Origin of the sequence: Microbacterium sp. AG157 (assembly GCF_003385695.1) — a bacterium.
GTDB lineage: Bacteria > Actinomycetota > Actinomycetes > Actinomycetales > Microbacteriaceae > Microbacterium > Microbacterium testaceum.
On sequence record NZ_QRDK01000003.1, the window covers coordinates 79373 to 103059 of the forward strand.

18 protein-coding genes are annotated in these 23687 nt (G+C 70.5%); 11 read left to right on the top strand and 7 right to left on the bottom strand.

The features are described 5' to 3' along the window. Positions 1 to 340: 340 nt before the first annotated feature. The 3 genes from DEU35_RS09845 to DEU35_RS09855 all read right to left on the bottom strand — a co-directional run bounded on the left by DEU35_RS09845 (position 341) and on the right by DEU35_RS09855 (position 6654). Entirely contained in the window at positions 341 to 1387 is a 1047-nt protein-coding gene (locus tag DEU35_RS09845; RefSeq protein WP_116239398.1) for an NAD(P)-dependent alcohol dehydrogenase, read from the bottom strand. A 180-nt stretch (positions 1388 to 1567) separates the two neighbouring features. Further along, on the bottom strand, positions 1568 to 5428 hold the full coding sequence (locus DEU35_RS09850; protein ID WP_258873481.1) for a glycoside hydrolase: 3861 nt from the start codon (positions 5426 to 5428) through the stop codon (positions 1568 to 1570). 179 nt (positions 5429 to 5607) lie between these two features. Continuing rightward, positions 5608 to 6654: a LacI family DNA-binding transcriptional regulator gene (locus DEU35_RS09855; RefSeq protein WP_170210711.1), complete on the bottom strand. Its 1047-nt coding sequence runs from the start codon at positions 6652 to 6654 to the stop codon at positions 5608 to 5610. 111 nt (positions 6655 to 6765) lie between these two features. Here DEU35_RS09855 and DEU35_RS09860 point away from each other — a divergent pair, with 111 nt between their 5' ends. From DEU35_RS09860 to DEU35_RS09890, 7 genes are all read left to right on the top strand, one after another. Beyond that, entirely contained in the window at positions 6766 to 7689 is a 924-nt protein-coding gene (locus tag DEU35_RS09860) for a carbohydrate ABC transporter permease (RefSeq protein WP_103208408.1), read from the top strand. 122 nt (positions 7690 to 7811) lie between these two features. After that, positions 7812 to 8621 (top strand): carbohydrate ABC transporter permease, encoded by an 810-nt coding sequence (locus tag DEU35_RS09865; RefSeq protein WP_103208622.1) that lies wholly within the window; start codon positions 7812 to 7814, stop codon positions 8619 to 8621. Between the two features lie 145 nt (positions 8622 to 8766). Next, positions 8767 to 10107 (top strand): sugar ABC transporter substrate-binding protein, encoded by a 1341-nt coding sequence (locus DEU35_RS09870; RefSeq protein ID WP_103208619.1) that lies wholly within the window; start codon positions 8767 to 8769, stop codon positions 10105 to 10107. Positions 10108 to 10181: 74 nt separating this feature from the next. After that, the gene (locus tag DEU35_RS09875) at positions 10182 to 11702 is read left to right on the top strand and encodes an alpha-N-arabinofuranosidase (protein WP_116239399.1); all 1521 of its coding nucleotides are present in this window, start codon (positions 10182 to 10184) and stop codon (positions 11700 to 11702) included. Positions 11703 to 11715: 13 nt separating this feature from the next. Then, entirely contained in the window at positions 11716 to 13437 is a 1722-nt protein-coding gene (locus tag DEU35_RS09880; protein ID WP_116239400.1) for a glycoside hydrolase family 35 protein, read from the top strand. Positions 13438 to 13630: 193 nt separating this feature from the next. Then, on the top strand, positions 13631 to 14200 hold the full coding sequence (locus tag DEU35_RS09885) for a pyridoxamine 5'-phosphate oxidase family protein (protein WP_116239401.1): 570 nt from the start codon (positions 13631 to 13633) through the stop codon (positions 14198 to 14200). After that, on the top strand, positions 14197 to 14637 hold the full coding sequence (locus tag DEU35_RS09890; protein WP_116239402.1) for a cupin domain-containing protein: 441 nt from the start codon (positions 14197 to 14199) through the stop codon (positions 14635 to 14637). The genes DEU35_RS09885 and DEU35_RS09890 overlap by 4 nt, the downstream gene beginning before the upstream one ends. A gap of 13 nt (positions 14638 to 14650) precedes the next feature. Here the strand turns inward: DEU35_RS09890 and DEU35_RS09895 are convergent, their stop codons facing one another. After that, positions 14651 to 15223 carry a CGNR zinc finger domain-containing protein gene (locus DEU35_RS09895; RefSeq protein ID WP_181904628.1) on the bottom strand — a complete coding sequence of 191 codons (573 nt, stop codon included), beginning with the start codon at positions 15221 to 15223 and terminating at the stop codon, positions 14651 to 14653. A 70-nt stretch (positions 15224 to 15293) separates the two neighbouring features. On the opposite strand from DEU35_RS09895, the gene DEU35_RS09900 reads away from it, so the two are divergent. After that, the gene (locus tag DEU35_RS09900; protein WP_147301856.1) at positions 15294 to 16544 is read left to right on the top strand and encodes an MFS transporter; all 1251 of its coding nucleotides are present in this window, start codon (positions 15294 to 15296) and stop codon (positions 16542 to 16544) included. Between the two features lie 121 nt (positions 16545 to 16665). Here the strand turns inward: DEU35_RS09900 and DEU35_RS17560 are convergent, their stop codons facing one another. Both DEU35_RS17560 and DEU35_RS09910 read right to left on the bottom strand, forming a co-directional pair. Beyond that, the gene (locus DEU35_RS17560; protein WP_396652087.1) at positions 16666 to 17160 is read right to left on the bottom strand and encodes a PIN domain-containing protein; all 495 of its coding nucleotides are present in this window, start codon (positions 17158 to 17160) and stop codon (positions 16666 to 16668) included. 192 nt (positions 17161 to 17352) lie between these two features. Further along, complete coding sequence (locus tag DEU35_RS09910; RefSeq protein ID WP_116239406.1) at positions 17353 to 18318, bottom strand: LacI family DNA-binding transcriptional regulator; 966 nt, start codon at positions 18316 to 18318, stop codon at positions 17353 to 17355. Positions 18319 to 18452: 134 nt separating this feature from the next. Here DEU35_RS09910 and galT point away from each other — a divergent pair, with 134 nt between their 5' ends. The 3 genes from galT to DEU35_RS09925 all read left to right on the top strand — a co-directional run bounded on the left by galT (position 18453) and on the right by DEU35_RS09925 (position 22418). Next, positions 18453 to 19544 (top strand): galactose-1-phosphate uridylyltransferase, encoded by a 1092-nt coding sequence (gene galT / locus DEU35_RS09915; RefSeq protein ID WP_246078317.1) that lies wholly within the window; start codon positions 18453 to 18455, stop codon positions 19542 to 19544. Next, positions 19541 to 20704: a galactokinase gene (gene galK, locus DEU35_RS09920; protein ID WP_116239407.1), complete on the top strand. Its 1164-nt coding sequence runs from the start codon at positions 19541 to 19543 to the stop codon at positions 20702 to 20704. Before galT ends, galK begins: the two co-directional genes overlap by 4 nt. 253 nt (positions 20705 to 20957) lie before the next feature. Continuing rightward, positions 20958 to 22418 carry a carboxylesterase/lipase family protein gene (locus DEU35_RS09925; protein WP_116239408.1) on the top strand — a complete coding sequence of 487 codons (1461 nt, stop codon included), beginning with the start codon at positions 20958 to 20960 and terminating at the stop codon, positions 22416 to 22418. A 252-nt stretch (positions 22419 to 22670) separates the two neighbouring features. Here DEU35_RS09925 and DEU35_RS09930 read toward each other — a convergent pair whose 3' ends face one another. Next, a complete protein-coding gene (locus DEU35_RS09930) occupies positions 22671 to 23654 on the bottom strand; it encodes an LLM class F420-dependent oxidoreductase (protein WP_116239409.1) in 984 nt (327 codons plus the stop codon). Positions 23655 to 23687: the final 33 nt, after the last annotated feature.

The following is a 23687-nucleotide window of genomic DNA, read 5'->3' on the forward strand; positions in this document are numbered from 1 at the left end:
CGGGCGACCGGTGCGCGACCCGGTGGTGTCGCGGGGCCGAGGGGCGGGGTCCCGCGGTTTCGGGGCGTGCTGGGGTGGCCGGTGCACGCATAAACGGCATCCGCGCGCATAAACACGAGGAACACGCGTTTATGCGCGCGGATCGCGTTTATGCGTCGGTGGCGCCCGACCACAGGATCACGGCAACACCACGGCGGTCGCGGGAACCGCCCCGGCGGGCGCGGGAACACCACGGCGGGCGCGGGAACACCACGGCGGGCACGGGAACACCACGGCCCCGGCGTTCGGGGAACGTCGGGGCCGTGGCATCCGGGATCGTCCGGACCTCAGCGGGCGAGGATCAGGCGGGGGCGAAGGTCTTCGCGTCGATCACGAAGCGGTAGCGCACGTCGCTCTTCAGCACGCGCTCGTAGGCCTCGTTGATCTGGTCGGCCGAGATGAGCTCGGTCTCGGGCGCGATGCCGTTCTCGGCGCAGAAGTCGAGCATCTCCTGGGTCTCGCGGATGCCGCCGATCGACGAACCCGCGAAGGAACGACGGTTGGTGAACAGCGTGAAGACCTGGATGGGCAGCGGCTCCGGCGGGGCGCCGACGTTGACCATCGTGCCGTTGAGGGCGAGCAGGCCCAGGTACTGCTTGAGGTCGAGCGGGGCGCTGACGGTGTTGATGATGAGGTCGAAGTTCTTCTTGAGCGTCTCGAAGGTCTCTTCGTCCTTCGTCGCGTAGTAGTGGTCGGCGCCCATCTTCAGGCCGTCGTCCTTCTTGCTCAGCGTCTGCGAGAGCACGGTGACCTCGGCGCCCATGGCGTGGGCGATCTTGACGGCCATGTGGCCGAGACCGCCGAGGCCGACGACGGCGACCTTCTTGCCGGGGCCGGCGTTCCAGTGGTTCAGGGGCGAGTAGGTCGTGATGCCGGCGCACAGCAGCGGCGCGGCCTTCTCGTAGGGGATCGACTCGGGAACGCGCAGCACGAAGTGCTCGTCGACGACGATCTTCTCGCTGTAGCCGCCCTGGGTGATCGTTCCGTCGACGTCCTTGGCGCCGTAGGTGCCGATGTTGCCCTTCTCGCAGTACTGCTCCTCCCCGGCGAGGCAGTTCTCGCACTCGCGGCAGGAGTTGACCATGCAGCCCACGCCGACGCGGTCGCCGACCTTGTGGCTGGTGACGTCTGCGCCGACCTCGGCGACCGTGCCGACGATCTCGTGGCCGACGGTCAGGGGGTAGGGCACGTCACCCCATTCGCCGCGGATGGTGTGGATGTCGGAGTGGCAGATGCCGGCGTAGGCGATGTCGATGAGGACGTCCTTCGGGCCGACGTCACGACGCTCGATGGTCGTGGGCTCGAGGGGCGAGGTCGCGGACGACGCCGCGTAGGCGTTGACGTGCATGGTTCTCCTCAGAGGGGTCGATGCGGATGGATCCATCCTCCCCCGGGTCGGGGCCGCAGGGCTCGGGGTTGCACGGATGTGCGCGAGGGGGAAGGGATGCCGGCACCCCGGCCCCTCGGCAACGCCGAAGGCCGTGGCGGTCGCGGGGAGGCGACCGACACGGCCTTCGGTTTCAGAGAGTCACACGCGAGAGCGGCGACGTCGCAGCACGACCGCGCCGGCTCCGAGCAGGAGCAGGACGAGCCCGCCGATGCTCAGGACGAGCACGCCTTCGGTGTTCTGACCGGTAGTGGCCAGGTCACGGCCGTTCGCCGCAGAGCCCGCACCGGTGTTCGCGGAGCCCGCCGGCGAGCCGTTGCCTGCCCCGGCACCGGGTCCGGTGGAGCCGGAACCCGCGCCCGGGGTTCCCGATCCGCCGTCCGTTCCGCCGCCCGTCCCCGGGTCGGACACCGCTGCCGTGGGGACGACTGCCGCCGATCGGGCGGTGCCCGTCGCGAAGCCGGCGGCGCTCGCGGTCGCCTCGACCGTGATCTGTCGACCCTCGTCGGCCGCGGTCAGCCCGTAGGTGTCGGCGGTGGCGCCGTCGATGGCGACCCCGTCGCGCATCCACACGTAGGCCGCGGTCGCGTCGGCCGGGTCGGTCACGACCGCTGCCCTCACGGTGGACCCCACGCGAGGCTCGCCCGTCACCGTGACGCTCGTGACGCCGACAGCCCGGTTCACGGTCACCGAGTAGGTGCGCGACGTTCCGTCGGGAGCGGTGACCTGCACGGTTCCGACGTTGCCCGCCGTCGCGAGGGCTGTCGCGCGCGCGGTGTCGTTCGCCGCGGACGCACCGGGCTGGGTGATGACGACGCTCGCGTCCTCATCGACGGCCAGGGCGTGCAGGGTCGGCCAAGCCGCCCCCGTGGACGAGGCGGTGTACTCGAGCACGTCGGGCGCGAAGCCCTCGACCGACCGGTCGCCCACGGTGAGACGGGCGAGATCGGCGATCCCCGCGGGAGCCGGAGCCGCCGCGAAGATCTCGACCTCGGACACGATCATGTGCGTCTGCGAACGGGCGTTCATGACCACGCGGACCTCGTCGGCAGCGCCGGTGACCGGCACATCGACCTTCGGCGCACCGCTCGAGGGGGTGGGCACGGTCACCAGATCGCCCTGGATCCACTCCCCGCCGCTCACGCGACGGTCCACACGCATCGTCGCGGGCCAGCTCATCGTGTTGCCGTCGCGGTAGAACTGCACGGCGACGTGCGTGAGGGTCTCGCGCTGCTTCAGCGCGTAGCTCAGCGTGTCCTGCTCGTTCTTCGTGCCCGAGCGCCAGTTCGACCAGCCCTTGTCGGTCGAACTGCCGTTGATGGTGTTCGCGACGCCGTACTGCGAGCTCTCGGTGAAGGTCGCCGACGGCTGGCTCTGCGGGGCGACGTTGCGCTCCGACGCCGCGGTGACGATGACCGTCAGGCGCGCGTCGAGCTTCTCGCCGCTGGGCCCGGTTGCGATGCCCGTCACCTCGACGGTCCCCGTCTGAGCGAAGGATGCGTCGGTGAGCCCGTCCCAGCTCCACTGGACCGGAACCCAGAAGCCGGAGCCCGAGGGGCTGAGCTCGGCCTGCACGCTGCCGTCGGCCTGGCTCCGCACCACGTCGAGCGCACTGCCGGCGGGAACGGTGACGGATGCCGGCCGGGTCGCGGTGTACGGGCCCACCTCGACCGTGGCCGTGGCCTCGAAGGCGTTACCGAACAGGTCGGTGCCGGTCCCGCGCACCTGGACGGTGCCCAGGCGCGAGAAGTCCACGCCGTCGGTCTGCCAGCTCACCGCGGCACTGCGCAGGGTACGTCCGGCGTAGCGCAGGGTGACGGTACCGGGCAGGGTGGGGCTCACGCCCACGCCCGTCGAAACCGACACCGGCTCGGCCCCGATGATCGAGGTCCCGGCGATGCGCCACTGCTGGTTTCCGCCGCCGTTGGAGGTCCACAGTCCCACGGAGGCACCGGGGGCGGTGCTCGCCCCGTTGACGTCGAGCACGCGTTCGCTCGCAACGTTCAGCAGGGAGGAGTACGTCCCGTCAGTCGTCGACGCCATCCACTGCAATGCCGGATCGGTCGCGGCCGCAGCCGGGTCGGCATCCACGAGAGCCGTGCCGGTGCCGCTCGAGGCGAGGAACTTCCCCGTCCCGTTCTGCAGCGTGAACCGGTGACGGTTCGTGCCCTCACCATCGATCGTGCGAACCGTCCACGACTGGGCGCGGGCAGCGTCGGGGGTGGTGGCGAGGGTGCGCACGGCGAGCGTCGAAGCGCCGTCGAGGGCGAGGCCGCTCTGCAGACCCGTCAGCTGCACCGTCTGACCGTTGCGGAACGCGGCGGCGTCGGCAGAGACCCCCGAGACGCCGTCGATCTCGAACGTCACGACCGACTTGGCGGGGATGGTGAGCGTGGCGGTCTTGGATGCCGCGTCGACGGCGACCGGCTGACCCTTCTTCAGCGCGTTGACCGACGGCGCATCCGCCGTCGACTGCGTCGTGACGATCGGGGTCACGGTCGCACCGGGGGCGACGGTGCCGAAGTCGCGCAGGTCGATCTGCACGGCGCGCTCGGTCGCCTCGGCGTTGACGTGGACGATCGTCGCACCCTGGCCGTCGGCGTCGATCGCGGCGGTCGACTGCGCGTTGTCGGTCGCCATGAGGTGGTCACCGGGGGCGATGTAGTGCGTGAAGTTGCGCACGGTGTTGAACTTCTCGTTCGTCAGCACCTGGCACGAGGGGTCGGCGTCGCCGTCCTTCAGACGACGCTCGGATTGCCCCTGCGCGTTGCAGTCGAAGTCGATGAAGACGCTGCCCCAGTTGAGCTTCTCGACCTTCTGCATGTTGTAGAGGTCTTCCACGGGCTGCCAGAACACCCAGGCGTCGGGCTCGAGCTCGCGCAGGTCGCCCACGATGTGCTGGGCCATGCCGAGACCGTTGTCGATGTCGTCGGTGACGAAGCCCTTGTTCTGGGCGGTCCAGTTGCCCTCGACTTCGCTCATCCACAGCGGCTTGTCCGCCGCCTTGGCGATGTCGCGCACGACCTGACGGCCGTCGGTGCCGTAGGTGTGCACGTTCAGCTGATCGACAAGGCTCTTGGACTGCGCCGACCACGCGTTCCAGTTGGTCGCGAAGATGCCGGGGTTGGTCTCGTCCATCGCCGAGATGACGGCGTCGGTCGTCGTGCTCGGCTGCGCGAGCCGGGCAGCGAGCGCCTTGACCATGGCATCCTGCGCCTGGGGTCCGATGTGGGCGCCCTCCTGGCGCCCGCCGGTCGGCCAGGTGGCGCCGTTCGGGATCTGCGTCTGCCAGTAGTTGGTGTTCGGCTCGTTGAACGGATCGATCGTGTCGAACCGGATGCCGTGCTCCTTCTCGAGCTCGTCGACGACGGTCGTGAGATACCCGGCGAATTTGTCCATGTCTTCGGTCGCGAGCTGCTCGCTCGTGGCGTTGTTGATGCCGCCCGAGGCGTAGCCGCTCTGCGTGAGGAAATAGGGCGGGGAGTTGCTGAAGGCCTCCCAGTGGGTGACCTTGTCTTTGAGGGCGTCGAGCCACCAGCGCTGGGCGGAATCCTTCGTGAAGTCGTAGGCGCCGGGGTCGTCGGGGTTCCAGGCCGCCTTGTAGCGCGCGCGATCGGCGTAGTTCGAGGTGATCGCCCCGTCCGCGTCGGTCGCGTTCAGCTCCGGATTCCAGAAGCCGGGTACCGCGCCACCGGGGCGGAGGTACGACGGGACGTCCGAGGCGTTGCCGCCGCCGATGTTGTAGCGCGCGATGTTGAGATTGAGCCCGTCGTCGCCGAAGACGGCGTCGAACAGCTTCTGGCGCACGTCGGCGGGGTAGTTGCCGGTCGCGTTGGCGAACCACACCAGGCTCGTGCCCCAGCCCTCGAACGGCTTCTCGGAGGCGGTGGCGGGGTTGGGGGTGATGCGCACGGGAGCGGCGGCGGCCGCCTCGGCGGACGGGGGTGCCACGGCGGCCGTGGCGGTGATCGCGCCGGCGGCCAGCGCCACGGCACAGGTCATCGACAACAGTCGAGCTGACTTCATCGTCATTCCGATCCGGCCGCAACGGTGCGACCTCAGGTGGGGGGTGTTGACGTCAACATGTTGACGTCAACACCGAGCCTAAGGGAACGCTATGGATCACCGCAACGGTTGCCCCGAACGGGATGCGCGGCTCGCCGGGAACGGCGCTCCGCCGGTCAGGAACGCCGACCCGAGCTGGCGCGCACCACCAACGAGGTGGGGACGAGGGTGCGGGCGTGCTCGCCGCCGTCGCCCTCGATGTCGGCGATCAGAGCGCTCATCGCCTCTTCGCCGACGCGCTCGAATCGCTGCCGCACCGTCGTCAGCGGCGGCCAGAAGTTCGCCGCCTCGGGCATGTCGTCGAAGCCGACCACGCTGACATCTCGCGGCACGACCCGTCCCGCCTCGTGCAGGGCGCGGATCACGCCGAGCGCCATCTGGTCGTTGGCGGCGAAGACGGCAGTGACGGCGGGGTCCTTCGCGAGCGCCTGTCCGATCCGATGCCCCGAGTCGGCCGTCCAGTCACCGATCTGCACCTCGGGCACACGGCATCCGCGATCCTCGAGGGCCGAACGCCATGCGTCGCGGCGACGTTCCGCGGCGAACGACTCGGGCGGACCCGAGACGTGCCACACGGTCTCGTGGCCGAGGTCGAGCAGGTGCTCGGTCGCCAGGCGGGCGCCCTGAGCCTGGTCGTTGTCGACGACCGCGTAGGGGTAGTCGGCACTCGAATCGACGACCACGACCGGCAGCCCGGTGGGCAGCGAGAGCTCGTTCTCACCGAGACGGTGGGTCTCGATCAGGATCACGATGCCGTCGACCGCGTGCTCGTGCAGGCGGAGGAAGGCACCCGACACGTCGGACTGCGAGGCGGATTGGACCGTGATGAGGGTGATGGAGTACCCGGATGCCGCGGCCATCGACGCCAACGCGTCGAGCGTGCGCGTGTTGCCGTACGAGCTCAGCGAGAACATGATGACGCCGATGCTGCGGAAACGTCCCGACCGCAGCGCCCGAGCGGCACTGTTCGGGCGGTACCCCAGCGTGGACATCGCGTCGAGCACTCGCTGTCGAGTGTCGGGGTCGACGTTCGCGCGGCCGTTGGCGACGCGGGAGACGGTCTGTCCCGACACCCCCGCGGCCGCGGCCACGTCGGCCATCGACACCTCGCGTCGACGCTCGCGCGTCGGAATCGCGGTCGACGTCGTCGTCGTCTCGCTCATGCGTGCCCCCTCGGGATGTTGACGTTGACACACTAGCGGGGCCGAGTTATGTTTACGTCAACATCTCGGCCAACCCGACCGAGATGCGCACCAATGAAGAGGCACCGGACGATGACGACCACTGCGGCACCCCCGCCCGCCCTGCGCACCCCCCAGCGCAAGCGGCGTTCCCGAATCGAAGACCGCGGCTGGCTGTTCGTCGCCCCGTTCGCCCTCGTCTTCGCCCTCGTGTTCCTGGCGCCGCTGGCGTACTCGGTCTACCTGAGCCTGTTCCGCGACCAGCTCATCGGCGGCAACGCCTTCGTCGGTCTCGACAACTACATCGCGGCCTTCGGCGACTCGAAGTTCTGGGACGGCTTCGGGCGCGTCCTGCTCTTCCTCGTGGTGCAGGTGCCGATCATGCTGCTGCTCGCCCTCGGCGCCGCCCTCGCGATCGACAGCGCACGGCTTCACGCGGCAGGTTTCTACCGCATGGTGATCTTCTTGCCGTACGCGGTGCCCGCCGTCGTGGCCGTGCTCATGTGGGGCTACATCTACGGCGACCAGTTCGGCCTGACCCGCAACCTCAACGACCTGCTGGGCGGTCAGTTCGTGCAGCCCTTCCTGCCCGAATGGATGCTGCTGTCGATCGGCAACATCGTCACGTGGCAGTTCGTCGGCTACAACATGCTGATCTTCTACTCCTCGCTGAAGACCATCCCGAACGAGCTGTACGAAGCGGCATCCATCGACGGAGCGGGCGCGTGGCGCACGATCTTCTCGATCAAGATCCCGGCCGTCCGCGGCGCGGTCGTCATCGCGACCATCTTCTCGATCATCGGCAGCTTCCAGCTCTTCAACGAGCCGAACATCCTCAAGCCGCTCGCGCCCAACGTGATCTCGACGTTCTTCACGCCGAACATGTACGCGTACAACCTCTCGTTCGCCGGCCAGCAGTACAACTACGCCGCCACGATCGCCATCATCATGGGCGTCATCACCGCCGTCATCGCTTACGTCGTGCAGCTGCGCGGCTCCCGTCAGGAGGCGCGATGACCACCGCGACCGCACCCCGTACCGACACCGTCGCCGTGACCACTCCCCGTCAGGGCACGCGCCGCCGCTTCGCACGCAGCTCCCCCACGCACAGCAAGAAGTCCGTGGTGCTGAGCATCGTCATGGCGCTGTACCTGCTGTACACGCTCGTTCCCCTGGCGTGGCTGCTCATCAACTCCACCAAGACCCAGCCCGAGCTCTTCTCGACGTTCGGCCTGTGGTTCGGCAGCGACTTCGCGCTCGGCGACAACATCGTGCAGACCCTGACCTACCGCGACGGGATCTTCCTGCGCTGGCTCGGCAACACGCTGCTCTACGTCGTCGTCGGCGCAGGTGGCGCGACCCTGCTCGCCACCCTCGCGGGCTACGGCCTGGCGAAGTACAACTTCCGCGGCCGCAAGGCGGTCTTCGCCGTCGTCCTGGGCGCGATCGCCGTTCCGGGTACCGCTCTGGCGGTGCCGACGTTCCTGCTGTTCAGCCAGCTGGGCATCACGAACACCCCGTGGGCCATCATCATCCCCTCCCTCATCAGCCCGTTCGGCCTCTACCTGATCTGGGTCTACGCGACGGACGCCATCCCCACCGAGCTGCTCGAAGCCGCCCGGATGGACGGGGCGGGGGAGTTCCGCACCTTCTTCACCATCTCGATCCGCCTGCTCACCCCGGGCATCGTCACCGTGCTGCTGTTCGCGGTGGTGGCGACCTGGAACAACTACTTCCTCCCGCTGATCATGCTGAGCGACCCCGCCTGGTACCCGCTCACGGTCGGCCTCAACCAGTGGAACGCGCAGGCGACCGGCGTCGCCGCGCAGCCCATCTACAACCTCGTGATCACCGGATCGCTGCTCTCGATCATCCCGATCGTCGCGGCTTTCCTCCTGCTGCAGCGCTTCTGGCAGTCGGGCCTGACCGCCGGCAGCGTCAAGGAATGATCCGCCCCAGCTCCCCCTGACCGGGGTATCCCCCCGGATGACCCGCAACACCACACCACCGGAGCGTCCTGCCCCGGAACACACAACACCCCCGGGGCCTCGGCCCCGACTCCACAACAACGAAGTGAAGGAACCGATGACATTCATGCGCAAGAGCACCGCCGCTCGGCGGGCCGTCTTCGCCGTCGCCGCCACCGCCCTGACGGTCGGCGCGCTGACCGCGTGCTCGGGCGGTAACGCCGGCGGTGCTGCCGGCGGATCGGCCGACGACATCGAGAAGGCCCTCGAGGCCGGCGGCGAGATCACGTACTGGTCCTGGACCCCCTCGGCCGAGGCGCAGGTCAAGGCCTTCGAGGCGAAGTACCCCAAGGTCAAGGTCAACTACGTCAACGCGGGCACCAACACCGAGGAGTACACCAAGCTCCAGAACGCCATCAAGGCGGGCTCCGGCGCTCCCGACGTCGTGCAGATCGAGTACTACGCCTTCCCGCAGTTCGCGCTCTCGGACTCGCTGGTCGACCTGTCGTCGTACGGCTTCGCCGACCTCAAGGACGACTACGCGACCGGCCCGTGGGGCTCGGTCAACTTCGACGGCAAGCTGTACGGCCTGCCGCAGGACTCGGGCCCCATGGCCCTCTTCTACAACAAGTCGGTCTTCGACCAGTACGGCATCGCCGTCCCCACCACGTGGGACGAGTACGTCGCGGCGGCCGAGAAGCTGCACGCCGCCGACCCGACGAAGTACATCACCGCCGACAACGGCGACTCGGGCTTCACGACCAGCATGATCTGGCAGGCCGGCGGCACGCCCTTCAAGACCTCGGGCACCGACGTCACCATCGACCTGCAGGACGAGGGCTCGAAGAAGTTCGCCGACAACTGGAACCGTCTCATCGAAGGCGGCCTGATCTCCAACACCCCCAGCTGGAGCGACGAGTGGTTCAAGGGCCTCGGTGACGGTTCGATCGCCTCTCTCGTCATCGGCGCCTGGATGCCCGGCGTCCTGGAGTCCTCGGTGAAGGACGGCTCGGGCAAGTGGGCCGTGGCCCCCATCCCGACCTACGACGGCAAGGCCGTGACGGCGGAGAACGGCGGCGGCGGCCAGGCCGTGACCAAGCAGAGCAAGAACCCCGCGCTCGCGGCCGGTTTCCTCAAGTGGCTCAACAACGACGACGAGAGCCTGAAGATCTTCGCCGAGTCGGGTGGCTTCCCCTCGACCACCGCGCAGCTGAGCGACCCCGCCTTCGTCGACAAGAAGTCGGACTACTTCGGCGGCCAGCAGATCAACCAGGTGCTCACGCAGGCCTCGAGCGAGGTGCGCGAGGGGTGGAGCTACCTGCCCTTCCAGGTGTACGCCAACAGCATCTACGGCGACACCGTGGGCCAGGCCTACTCGAAGAAGAGCGACCTGAACGCGGGCCTCACCGCGTGGCAGGACCAGCTCGTCCAGTACGGCAACGACCAGGGCTTCTCGGTCAACAAGTAAGCAGTTCCCCGGGGGCGGGTCCGCGTGCACGCATGCGGCCCGCCCCTTCCCTTCCCTCGCCAGGAGAGACCCGAATGACCTCCCCCACCCGCATCGTCGTGGACCGCACCGCCGTCGGAGCCGACGTCCCCCGCCGCCTGTTCGGCTCGTTCGTCGAGCACATGGGCCGTTGCGTCTACGACGGCATCCACTCCCCCGGGCACGACACCGCCGACGGCCAGGGCTTCCGCGCCGACGTGCTCGAGCTCGTGCGCGAGCTGGGCGCCACCGTCGTGCGCTACCCCGGCGGCAACTTCGTGTCGGGCTACCGCTGGGAGGACGGCGTGGGCCCGCGCGAGGAGCGTCCGGTTCGGCTGGATGCCGCGTGGCACAGCACCGAGACCAATCAGGTGGGCCTGCACGAGTTCGCCGAGTGGGCGGATGCCGCGGGCCTCGAGGTCATGGAGGCGGTGAACCTGGGTACGCGCGGCGTGGCCGAGGCCGCCGACCTGCTCGAGTACGCCAACCACCCCTCGGGCACCGCCCTGAGCGACCGCCGCCGCGACAACGGCCGCGAAGACCCTTTCGGCATCCGCCTGTGGTGCCTGGGCAACGAGATGGACGGCCCCTGGCAGATCGGCCACAAGACCGCTGACGAGTACGGCCGTCTGTCCGCCGAGACCGCGCGCATGATGCGCTTCATCGACCCGACGGTCGAGCTCGTGGCCGCGGGAAGCTCGAACCACGAGATGCCGACCTTCGGCGAGTGGGAGCGCACCGTGCTGCGTCACACCGCGGGACTGATCGACCACATCTCGGTCCACGCGTACTACGAAGAAGACCCCGCCGACCCCGCCAGCTTCCTCGCCAGCGGCGTCGCCCTCGACCGCTACATCGGCGAAGTCGCGGACATCATCGACGAGGTCGGGGCGACGACTCCCGACGGCCGCCCGATCGGCATCAGCGTCGACGAGTGGAACGTCTGGAACCAGACCCGCTGGAACGAGGTCGACAAGCCGCGCGTGTTCACGGGCGACTGGCCGATCGCGCCGCGCCTCATCGAAGACGACTACACCGTCACCGATGCCGTCGTCGTCGGCTCGCTCCTGATCACGCTGCTCCGCCGCTCCGACCGCGTGTCGATGGCGAACCTCGCACAGCTCGTGAACGTCATCGCCCCCATTCGCACCGAGCCCGACGGCGGCACGGCCTGGAGACAGACGATCTTCCACCCCTTCGCCCTCACCGCCACGGCGGCATCCGGTCGTGTGGTCGTCCCGAGCGTCGACGGCGCCACGATCGACACCCCGCGCCACGGACCGGTCGACGCCGTGGACTCGATCGCCACGATCGACGGCGACACGGTCTCGGTGTTCTTCGCGCACCGCGACCTCGAGGCCCCGACCCCGGTCGAGCTCGACCTCGGCCGCGTCGCCGACGTCGAGGCCCTGGTGATCACGATCCCCGAGGGCGGGGACCGCCACACCACCAACTCCGCCGACGGCGAGCCCGTCGCTCCCCTCGACCTGCCCGTGAAGGTGGGCGACGACGGCATCCTGCGTTTCACCCTCCCCGCCCTCGCCTGGGTGCGCCTGACCGCTCGCCTCATCGACTGACCCGAAAGACATCGTGACGACTTTTTCCATCGGCGAGACCGACTTCCTGCTCGACGGGAAGCCCCACCAGGTCATCTCCGGAACGCTGCACTACTTCCGCATCCACCCCGACCATTGGGTCGACCGCATCCGCACCGCCAAGGCCATGGGGCTCAACACCATCGAGACCTACGTGGCGTGGAACGCCCACGAGCCCGTTCGCGGGGAGTGGGATGCCACGGGGTGGAACGACCTCGGACGCTTCCTCGACCTGATCGCCGACGAAGGCCTGCACGCGATCGTGCGCCCGGGCCCGTACATCTGCGCGGAATGGCACAACGGCGGGTTGCCGGTGTGGCTGACCTCGACGCCGGGCATCGGCATCCGGCGTTCGGAACCGCAGTTCATCGACGCGGTGTCGGAGTACCTGCGCCGGGTCTACGAGATCGTGGCACCCCGCCAGATCGATCGCGGCGGCAATGTGGTGCTCGTGCAGATCGAGAACGAGTACGGCGCCTACGGCTCCGACAAGACCTATCTGCGCGAGCTCGTGCGCGTGACCGAGGACGCCGGCATCACGGTACCGCTGACCACCGTCGACCAGCCGATGCCGTGGATGCTCGAGGCCGGAAGCCTGCCGGGGCTGCACCTCACCGGGTCGTTCGGATCGCGGTCCGAGGAGCGCCTCGCGACCCTCCGCGAGCATCAGCCCACCGGCCCGCTCATGTGCAGCGAGTTCTGGGACGGCTGGTTCGACTGGTGGGGCAGCATCCACCACACGACCGACCCCGCGGCATCCGCCCACGACCTCGACGTGCTGCTCGCCGCGGGCGCCTCGGTGAACATCTACATGGTGCACGGCGGCACGAACTTCGGCACGACGAACGGGGCCAACGACAAGGGCCGGTTCGACCCGATCGTCACCTCGTACGACTACGACGCGCCGATCGACGAGTCGGGGCAACCGACGGCGAAGTTCCACGCGTTCCGCGAGGTCATCGCCAAGTACGCCCCCGTTCCCGAGTTCGTGCCCGCGCCCCGCCCGGAGGCGCCCGCCTTCGAGGTGGCGCTGTCGGGCGAGGGCGACTGGATGCCGGCCCCCACCCCCGTCGCGATCGCCGACGATCCGCCGAGTTTCGAGCAGATCGCGCACCTCGGCCCGCTCGTGCGGTACGACGTGGAGCTGCCCGCGTTCGCGGGTCCTGCGGCGCTCGTGTTCGCCGAGGTGCGGGATCTGGCATGGGTGCACGTGGACGACACTCCCGTGGGTCGACTCTCGCGGACGCTGCACGAGCGCGCCCTCACGATCCCCGCGGGCGCTCGGCTCACGGTCCTCGTCGAGGACCAGGGCCGCGTGAACTACGCCGACCGCCTCGGCGAGGCCAAGGGCCTGTTCGGACCCGTCACCCTGAACGGCGAGCCGCTCACGGGCTGGACGGCGACGCCCGTCGCCCTGGAAGCCGCGGAAGGAACGGGAGCCGGTTCGGTGGGCCGCGTGCTGCTGCGCGGTTCTTTCGACCTGGACGCGTCCGCCGATCTGTTCCTCGACACCACGTCGTGGGGCAAGGGCTTCGCCTTCGTCAACGGTTTCTTCCTCGGCCGGTACTGGAACAACGTGCCGCAGAACACCCTGTACGTCCCGGGTCCCGCGACGCGCGCGGGAGCGAACGAGATCGTCGTCCTCGAACTGGAGCACGCGGTCGAGGCCGTCGCCCGCTTCGTCGCCGAGCCGTCCCTGGGGCAGCTCGAGGAGTAGTCCGTCACGAGCACGGGCGCGTGCGCCGAGAACAGGCCGATTCCGCGCGGATCGGCCTGTTCTCGTGGCATCCCTCCCGCCCGGGTGCCCGCGCGTGAGGCACCCGTCTTTGTCGCTTCCCGAGCGCCGGAAGCGACGATTCTTGGCGCCTCACACGGGCAAGGCGCGTGCCCGGGAGGAGCAGGATGGGGGCATGACGATGGCTCCCTGGCTCCGGTCGCTCCCCTCGCTCACGGGGACTCCCCCCGACCGGGATGCCGAGCCGCTCCCCGACGCACCCGAGGCGCTGTTCGAGCGGTGGCTGCGCCAGGCCGTCGACGCCGGCATCGTCGAAGCACACGGCGCCACCCTCGCGACGGTCGACGCCGACGGAATCCCGGACGCCCGCACGCTGATCCTCAAGGACCTGGGGCCGGAGGGGTGGGCCTTCGCCGGTCCGCGCGCCTCCGCCAAGGGTGAGCAACTCGCGGCCCGACCCGCCGCGGCGCTGAACTTCTGGTGGCCGGCGGTCCTGCGAGCCGTGCGCGTGCGCGGGCGAGTGGTCGAAGCCTCGGCCGAAAAGAGCGCGGCCGACCTCGCCGCCCGGTCCGCCGCCGCCCGCGACGGGATCGAGCCGGGCGGGTGGGTGCTCTGGCGACTCGTCCCCGACCGGGTCGAGTTCTGGCAGGGCTCCCCCGACCGCCGGCACCTGCGCACGATCTACCGGCGCACCGCCGAGGGCTGGCAGCTGACCGAACCCGCGAACGAAAGCGAGAACCGATGAGCGACTACGAGGTCACCGAGATCGGCGGGCTGGCCGACTGGCGCGACCACTTCGGGGGGTTCGCCCCGGCGCGCTCCCGCGACGGGCGGCGCGTCGTCGACCACGAGCTGACCATGCAGTTCATCGGGATGACGGCGAACGCCCTGCTGCCCGGAGAAGAGGCCGGCTACTGGCACACGCACACCCGGGTCGAGGAACTGTACGTCTTCCTCGAGGGTCGCGGCCAGATGGGCCTCGACGACGACGTGATCGACGTCGGCCCCGGCAGCGTCGTGCGTGTCGGGCAGAACGTCTGGCGCACCTGGCGCGCGACCCCGGGCGGCGACAGCGAGCTGCGGTGGCTCTGCATCCGCGCGGGAGGCGAGGCTCTTCCGCCCCTGCCCGACGACAGTTCTCGCGATCCCGAACGGCCGATGCCGTGGGGTGACGTGGTCTGACGGCGGTCTCGCCTCAGACGCGCGATCTCGCGTGGTGGCGCTTGACGCGGTTGCGGTTGCCGCAGCCGGCGGCGGTGCACCAGATGCGGTTGTGCCGGGGGGAGGTGTCGAGGTACACCCAGCCGCACGCGTCGTCGCCGCACTGCCGCGCCGCGCGAAGGTCCGAGGTCAGCAGGTCGTGAGCGAGAAGGGCGATCGCCGCGCGCGGACCGGTCAGATCGGCGGGCGGATGCCAGCGCCACCGATAACCGTCCCGTTGCAGGCTCGAACGGCTCAACGCGTCGATGTGCTCACGGGCGATGAGGGCCACGGCATCCGGTGACTCCTCGAAAACGGCCTCGTAGACGGCCTCGCGGAGCGCGGTGATCGCCGCATGTTCCGCGGTCGCCGTTGCGGGCGCGGCGGAGGCGAGAGCGCGGAGGGCGTCGGGGTCGGCGATCACGTCGATCTCGGCGCACCAGTCGAGCACCGCCTCGACGTCGGGCAGGGTGTCGATCGCGCGGGTGTCGTCGAGACGCCAGTGCACCGTGTCGACGAGATCGAAGGCCGGGTGGCCCCCGACCCGGGGAAACGTCGTCGCACCCATACCGGACATCCTAATGCGTGAAGAGGTCTTGACGCGTTACCGAAGGGGCCGACATGTTTAACGGGTGAAGATGGAAACACACGTTAGAACGCGATTGGGCGGCGACTTCCACCGGTTCTGGCTGGCGCAGACGACCTCGGCCGTGGGCAGCCAGGTCGGCGACCTGGCCGTGCCGCTGCTGGCCGTGGTGATCCTGCACGCGACGGCGGCGGAGGCCGGACTCGTGGGAGTCGCCCGCTGGCTGCCGTTCCTTCTACTCGCGCTCCCCCTCGGGGTCCTGGTGGATCGGCGGCGGCGCCGGCCCGTCCTCGTCGCGGCCGACATCGCGCGCGCAGCCCTCATCGTCGTTCTCGTCACCGTGGCCGTGGCGGGATCACTGACCCTCCCGGTGCTGCTGGGGCTCATCTTCGTCATCGGGACCCTCACCGTCGCGTTCGAGGTGGCGTACCAGTCCTTCCTGCCCACGGTCGCTGCGCGAGACGACCTCGAACGAGCCAACGGGCGATTGCAGGCCACCGCCTCCGCCGCACAGGTGGGAGGACCGGGCCTGGGCGGCTGGCTCGTGCAGACCCTGACGGCCCCGTGGGCACTCCTCTCGCAAGCCGTCACCTACGCCGTCTCGGCCGTCGCGCTCCTCGGCATCCGCTCCTCCGAGTCCGATCCTCTGCCTCAGCGCCGCGGCGCCCTCGCCGAGCTGCGCGAGGGACTGGGGTTCGTGCGGCACGATCGCTACCTGGTCTCGCTCGTGGGATTCTCGGCGATCTACAACCTTTTCGCGCAGTGGATCACCGTGCTGCTGCTCGTGCACGCCGTGCGCGAGCTCGGCCTGACGGCGGGGCATCTCGGCCTCGTCTTCAGCCTCGGCGCGGTGGGAGCCGTGGTCGGAGCCGCGGCCGCCCCCGCGAGCGTGCGGCGCTTCGGCGTCGGACCGGTGCTCATCGCCTGCGCCGGAGCCGAGAGCCTCGTTCTCGGCGTCATCCCGTTCGTGGATGCCGCGTGGTCGACGCCCGTGATCGTCGCCGCGCTCGTGGGCGTCTTCGCCGTCAACGGCGCGGGCACCTCACTCTCGAGCGTGGTGGCTCTGACCCTGCGGCAGCTGCGGACGCCCGACCACCTGCTTGGACGGGTCAACGCGACCGTGCGGTGGATCTCGTACGGCGTCGTCGCGATCGGCGGGGGCCTCGGCGGTCTCGCGGGCGAGACCCTGGGCACGCGGGCCGGGATCGCGGTGGGGTGCGTCGGGGTGGCGCTCACCGTCGTGTGGGTGGCGGCCTCGCCGCTTCGCACCGTCCGCACCACCGCGAGCCTCGCCCTGGGGTGACCGACGGCAGCGCCGCACGGCGTCACGATCACGGGCTCCGCGACATTCGGGAGTGCGTCCTCGCCCCGCAACGGACGGAGGGCCAGGCGCCCCGAGCAAGACGGGGGGGATCTGCGCCGGGTCAGTCGACGGAGAACAAGAGCGACATCTCGTCGGCCACGGCGGCCAGTCGCGTATCGAAGGTGGCGATGGGGACGCGCAGGTGCACCGCCACCGCGAGAACGCACGTGTCGGGCATTTCCAGGGCGTGCGTGGCACGCAATCGCGCCAGCAGCAGGGGCTCATCGGGCCCCATCGCCGCCACCTCTCCCCCGAGGCTGCGCAGGGCGTCCCACAACTCCCCCTCGCGCTCGACACGTGCGGCGACGACGAGGGTCTCCGCGACGGTCAGCGAATGCAGGAGGGCCCCGCCTGTCGGACGAAGAGAGCCTTGGCCCGGTCGTGGTGGGCATCGTCGGGGCTGAACAGGGCGATGACGACTCCGGCATCGAGAACGACCACTCGGGCCAGTCCCCGCGGAGCTCGTGGAGATACCCGTCGGGATAGATCCCCGCCAGCCGCTGGACCGCCGCGTCCACGGCGGCGCGACGATCGATCGCACGCTGCGACTGCTCATCTTGGATCGCCTGCCCACCCCGCACGACCAGGTGCATGAGCAAGGCGCTGGGCGACTCGTCGGGCCATCGAGAGCGCGCGATCTCCAGGGCCTGTTCGACCGCTCGCGTGTGCGTCACTTGCGTGCGCGGTCGGGTGGTCGGCATGTGGTCAGTGTGCCACCGAGAGAATGGGGTGTACCACCTCTGGTTCGTCACCTGCTCCCGCTGCTCGCACGCACCACGAGGGCCGCGGGCACCGTTTCGACGACGGGGGCTCCCCCCTCGATCGCCGCGACCAGAGCGGCCACCGCGCGGCCGCCGAGGGCGTCGAAGTCCTGGCGCACAGTGCTCAACGGAGGCCGGAACTCCGCGGCATCCACGATGTCGTCGAAGCCCACAACGGCGACGTCGGAGGGGATGCCCCGACCCCCGTCGGCGAAAGCCCGCAGAACGCCGAGCGCCATCTGGTCGTTGGCGACGAAGACGGCGGTGGCGGCGTCGAGCCCCGCGGCCGCACGATGACCGGATGCCGAGGTCCAGTCGCCCCGAACGGGTTCGACGATCGCGGCGCCGGCGCCGGCGAGGGCGTCGCGCCAGCCGCGCTCGCGCTCGGCCGCGGCGAAGGAGCGGGCGGGGCCGGCGACGTGATGAACGGTCGCGTGGCCGAGCGAGAGCAGGTGCGCGGTCGCGGCGCGGGCTCCCCCGGCGTGGTCGGTCTGCACGATCGAGAAACGCTCGTCGGGCGGAGAGTCCACGACGACGAGGTGCAGGTCGGCGGGGGGTTCGGCGTCGCGCGCGAGCTCGGTCGCTTCGTTCAGCACGACGGCACCGTCGACGCCCTGGGAGCGGAGTCGGGCGAAAGCCTCGTGGATGCCTCGTTCTCCGACCGTGACCACGGCCAGGGCGTAGTCGCGAGCGGCGGCGGCCTCGGAGATGGCCTGCAGCATGCGGGAGTTTCCGACCGAGGCGAGGGTCGACACGACGAGTCCGATGGTGGAGGTCTGCCCCGTGCGCAGAGCACGCGCGGCCCGGTGCATGCGGTAGCCGAGATCGGCCATGGCCCTCTCGACCCGGGCTCGGGTGGCGGGATCGACGCGCGGGCTGCCGTTCGCCACGCGCGACACCGTCTGCGCCGAGACCCCGGCCTCAGCGGCCACATCGGCCATGGATACGCGCATCACGCCCCCTCCATGTTGACGATATCACGCGCCAGATGTAGCGTGTTATCGTGAACACGGACAGTCCCACCGCCCAGCCGCTGGGCGCCGGCGTCGTCAAACGCTCGACGCGCCTGGCCGACGGCCGCGAGCTGATGTACTTCGACGACCCCGGCACGACGCTCGGCGCCGACCGCTCGGTCGACGCCCGCACCCTCGACCCCCGCCCCGCCACCGCCACCATGCGGCAGGACGTGCTGACCGGCGACTGGATCACCGTGGCATCCAATCGGCAGAACCGCGCGTTCCTGCCGCCCGCGCACCTCGACCCGCTCTCGCCGCAGACCCCGAGCAACCCGTCCGAGATCCCCTCGCTCTACGACGTCGCCGTCTTCGAGAACAAGTCGCCCTCGTTCGGGCCCGCCCTCGACGCCGCGGTCGGCGATGCCCCCGCGGCCGTCGACCCGCCCCGCAGCGACGACGACCTCGAACACCTGGGCCTCGGCCGCACCCGCACCTCGGTGGGCCGTTGCGAGGTCGTGTGCTTCAGTCCCCAGCACGAGGGATCGTTCGGCTCGCTCTCGCGGACGCGCGCCCGCACCGTCATCGAAGCGTGGGCCGACCGGACCGCGGCTCTGTCGGTTCTGCCCGGCATCCGTCAGGTGTTCCCCTTCGAGAACCGCGGACAGGAGATCGGGGTCACCCTCCCCCACCCGCACGGGCAGATCTACGCCTACCCGTACGTGACCCCGCGCACCCACCGCCTGCTCGACACGATCTCGCGCACCTCCGACGACCTGTTCGCCCGCATCCTCGCCTTCGAGCAGGCCGGCGAACGCGTCGTGCTGCGCGGAGAGCACTGGACGGCGTACGTGCCCTTCGCCGCCCGCTGGCCCATCGAGGTGCACGTGCTGCCGCACCGTCACGTCGCCGACCTCGCTGAGACGACCGACGCCGAGCGCGACGAGCTCGCCCCGTTCTACCTGCGCCTCCTGCGGGGGATCGACGCCCTGTACGACACCCCCACCCCCTACATCGCCGCCTGGCACCAGGCGCCGGTCGGCCGCGGACGCGAGGCCGTGCGCCTCAACCTGCAGATCACGTCTCCGCGTCGCGCCGCCGACAAGCTGAAGTACCTCGCCGGATCCGAGGCCGCCATGGGCGCCTGGATCGGCGACGTGACCCCCGAGTCGCAGGCCGAACGCCTGCGCGCCGCCATCGACACCGTTCCGGAGGTGACGGCATGACCGCCGTCGACGACGCCCGCGCCCTGCTCACCTCGCTGACGGATGCCCCGATCGTGGGGGTGTGGTCTGCCCCCGGCCGCGCCAACCTCATCGGCGAGCACACCGACTACAACGAGGGCTTCGTCTTCCCCTTCGCGATCGCCCAGCGCACCGCGGCCGCCGTCGCCCTGCGCGACGACGACGTGATCCGCGTGCGCTCGACCTTCTCCCCCGACGCCGTGGAGGTCTCGCTCGCCGGGCTCGACGCGGCGATCGCCGCCGGCGGCCTCGACTGGGCGGGCTACCCCCTGGGTGTCGCGTGGGCGTTGCGTCAGGCGGCTCCGGATGCCGAGACCCGGGGCGTCGACATCGCTCTGGCCTCGGATGTGCCGGTGGGCGCGGGACTGTCGTCGTCGGCCGCGATCGAGGGGGCCGTGGCATCCGCCCTCAACGACGTGTGGAACGCCGGTCTCGACAAGGTCGCCCTCGCCCGCGTCGGCCGCGTCGCCGAGAACGACGCCGTGGGCGCCCCGACCGGGATCATGGACCAGATGGCCTCGATGCTGGGCGTCGCGGATGCGGCCACCTTCCTCGACTGCCGATCGCTCGACACGCGTGCGGTGCCCCTCGGCTTCGCCGACGCCGGCCTGTCGATCCTCGTCACCGACACGCTGGTCGAGCACGCGCATTCCACCGGCGGATACCGCGAACGCCGCGACGCATGCGAGCGTGGAGCCGCAGCCTTCGGCGTCTCGTCGCTGCGCGACCTCACCGTCGACGACCTCCCACGCGCCGAGCAGATCCTCGACGACGTCACCTTCCGCCGCGTGCGCCACGTGATCACCGAGAACCAGCGCGTGCTCGACACGGTCGCCGCCCTCGACGCGGACGGCCCGTCCGCGATCGGCGACCTGCTCGTCGCCTCGCACGCCTCGATGCGCGACGACTTCGAGATCTCGGTCCCCGAGCTCGATCTGTCCGTCGACACGGCGCTGTCGAACGGCGCCCTGGGGGCACGCATGACCGGCGGAGGCTTCGGCGGGGCGGCGATCGCCCTGATTCCCACCGGACTCGTCCCGGCGGCGACGGCAGCCCTTCGCGCCGCGTTTGCGGCATCCGGCTTCCGCGCTCCGAACATCTTCACGGTGACCCCGTCGGAGGGTGCGCGCCGCGACGTCTGACCCTCCGGCGGTGTCGGCCGCGACGTCGGCGACCGCGCGCGACCCGCGACGGGCTCGCCCAGCTCGCGCCGCAACGGGCCCGCCCCGCTTGCTTCCCACGCATAAACGCGATCCACACGTATAAACGCGCTCTGCTCGCGTTTCCGCGCGCCGATCGCGTTTATGCGTGGGTCGAGGTGCCGCCGGCCGCGACTTCGCGCGACGCGTGCCGCACGGGCGGGACATCGCCGCTTCGCGAGGGCAGGATGAGGGCATGGATGCCGCTCCGCTCGCGCACACGTCGAAGGGTGACGTCCGCGGGTTTCGGCGCGGCGCCACCGCCGTCTTCCTCGGCATCCCGTTCGCCCGGCCGCCCATCGGGGCGCTGCGCTTCGCGGCTCCGGTCCCGCTCGAGCCCTGGGGAGGCGAGCGAGACGCCACGGCCTACGGGCCGACCGCGCAACGGGGCGACGCGGGCATCACCCTCATCCCGGAGCCGAGCGTGCCGGGAGACGCGACCCTGAACGTCAACGTCTTCGCTCCCGCGGATGCAGCCCCGGATGCCGACCTCCCGGTGCTCGTGTGGATCCACGGCGGCGGCTTCACCTCGGGCTCCCCCGCCAGTCGCTGGTACGACGGTGACGCGTTCGCGCGGGACGGGATCATCACCGTGGTGATCTCGTACCGGATCGGATTCGACGGCTTCGGCCTCATCGACGGCGCCCCCGCCAACCGGGGCCTGCGCGACCAGATCGCCGCCCTCGAGTGGGTGCGCGACGAGATCCGTGCGTTCGGTGGCGACCCCGCCCGGGTGACCGTGGCCGGGCAGTCGGCGGGCGGCGGGTCGGTGCTCGCGCTGATGACGAGCCCGATGGCGTCCGGACTCTTCTCCGCGGCGATGGCCGTCTCGCCGGCGATCGGTGCCGTCTCGCGGCAGGCCGCGGGGGCGTTCGCCGCTCGTGTCGCCGCCCGTGCGGGCGTCCGCGCCGACCGCGCGGGCTTCGCCTCCGTGCCCGAAGAGCGCATCGTCGCGGCGCAGAGGAGCGCCCTCGCGCCGCACCTGGTCCGTGCGCGCTCGTCGCTCGCGACCCTGCTCGACGACGGTCTGCCGCTCGGACCGGTCGTCGACGGAGACGTGCTGCCGCGGCATCCGCTCGACGCTCTTTCGGACAGCGCCTCGTCCGACGTCCCGCTCGTGATCGGATCGACCGACGACGAGTTCACGGCTCTCACCGCCCGTTTCGCCGGGGTCCTTCGCCTCGTCCCCGTGCCGCTCGCCCTGGCGGTGCTCGGCCTTCGGCGCACGCGACGACGGGCCTACCTCGACAGCATCCGCCGGCGCGGAGCCGCAGCCGTGCTGGGCGGGTTCTTCACCGACCGCGTCATCCGCTCGACCGTGCTGAAGACGGCCCGGGTGCGGGGCGCGGCTCCGACCTGGCTGTATCGCTTCGCCTGGGCGTCGCCCGTGCCGTCCATCGGCGTCGCGTGCCACTGCCTCGACGTGCCGTTCTGGTTCGACCACCTGGACGCCGACGGGGTCGCCACGATCGCGGGCACCCCTCCGGCCGACCTGGCCGCGCAGATGCACGGCGCAGCCGTATCGTTCGCGCGAGACCGAGACCCGGGGTGGCCGACCTGGGATGCCACGGCACGGCGCGCGCGCGTGTTCGATGCCCCGGCATCCACCCCCGCCGTGGAGACCGACGCCTACGCCGAGGTCGCGCCGCTGGTCTGAACGCTCCGCGGGGCGCTGGTCTGCGCTGGTCCGCGCGCGGGCGCGCGGGGCGCACGGGAATCGGATAAATGCAGCAGAATCGGATGCCACACGCCCGTGGATCCGATTTCGGTGCGGTGATCCGATTCCGGTGCGTCGGCCTGCATCCGTGATGCCGCACGCCCGTGGACCCGGGCACGCTGCGGCAGCCCGATTCCGGTGCGCCGACCCGCATTCGATCGGCCCGCCGGGGCCGCGCGGGGCGCCCGAGGGTCAGAGGTGCGGAATGACCTCGCGCTCGAAGAGCGAGATGCCGGAGGTGTCGTAGGCAGCCTCGGGGAAGTAGTGGATCGCGTAGCCGAGGCCGTGATCCGCGCGCTCGCGCAGGCGCTCGACGATCTGCTCGGGCGTGCCGAAAGCGTCGGACGAGCGGTAGTCGGCCTCGATGGCATCCGCCCGCTCGTCGCCCACGTGCGGGCGCAGCCGCGCGACGACCGCGGCCAGGCGGTCGGACGCCTCGGCCTCGGTCTCGGCGACGATCGTGTTGAAGTTCGTCGAGCGGGTGATCTCCGACGCGTCGCGACCGAGGGTCTCGCAGTGCCCGCGCAGCACCTCGGACTTGTGGTCGAACTCCTCGAGCGAGCCGCCGAAGTTCGTGTACGAGGCGTACTTCGCCGCGATCTTGAGCGTGACCTTCTCGCCGCCGCCGGCGATCCAGAGCGGGATGCCGCCGGGCTGAAGGGGCTTCGGCTGCACGATCGCGCCGTCGACCTCGTAGTACTTCCCCGACAGGGTCGCCTCGCCGGTGGTCCAGGCCTGGTGCATGATCTCGACTCCCTCGCGCAGTCGCCCGAGACGCTCCGCGATGGGCGGGAAGCCGTAGCCGTAGGCCTTCCACTCGTGCTCATACCAGCCGCCGCCGATGCCCATTTCGGCGCGGCCGCCCGAGATCGCGTCGACCGTGGCCGCGACCTTGGCGAGGTACGCGGGGTTGCGGTAGCCCATGCACGTGCACATCTGGCCGAGGCGGACGCGGTCGGTCGCGGCGGCGAAGGCAGCCATGAGCGTCCACGCCTCGTGGGTGGCCTCCGTGCTGGGAACCGGCGTGGTGTGGAAGTGGTCGTACACCCACAGCGAGGCCCACGGACCGTCGTCGGCGCTCTGGGCGAGGGAGTTCATCACCCGCCAGTGCTCCGCGGGGTCGATCCCCACGAGGTCGAAGCGCCAGCCCTGCGGAACGAAGATGCCGAAGTCCATGGGCTCACCCTAGGCGGGGGCGCCGGCATCGCG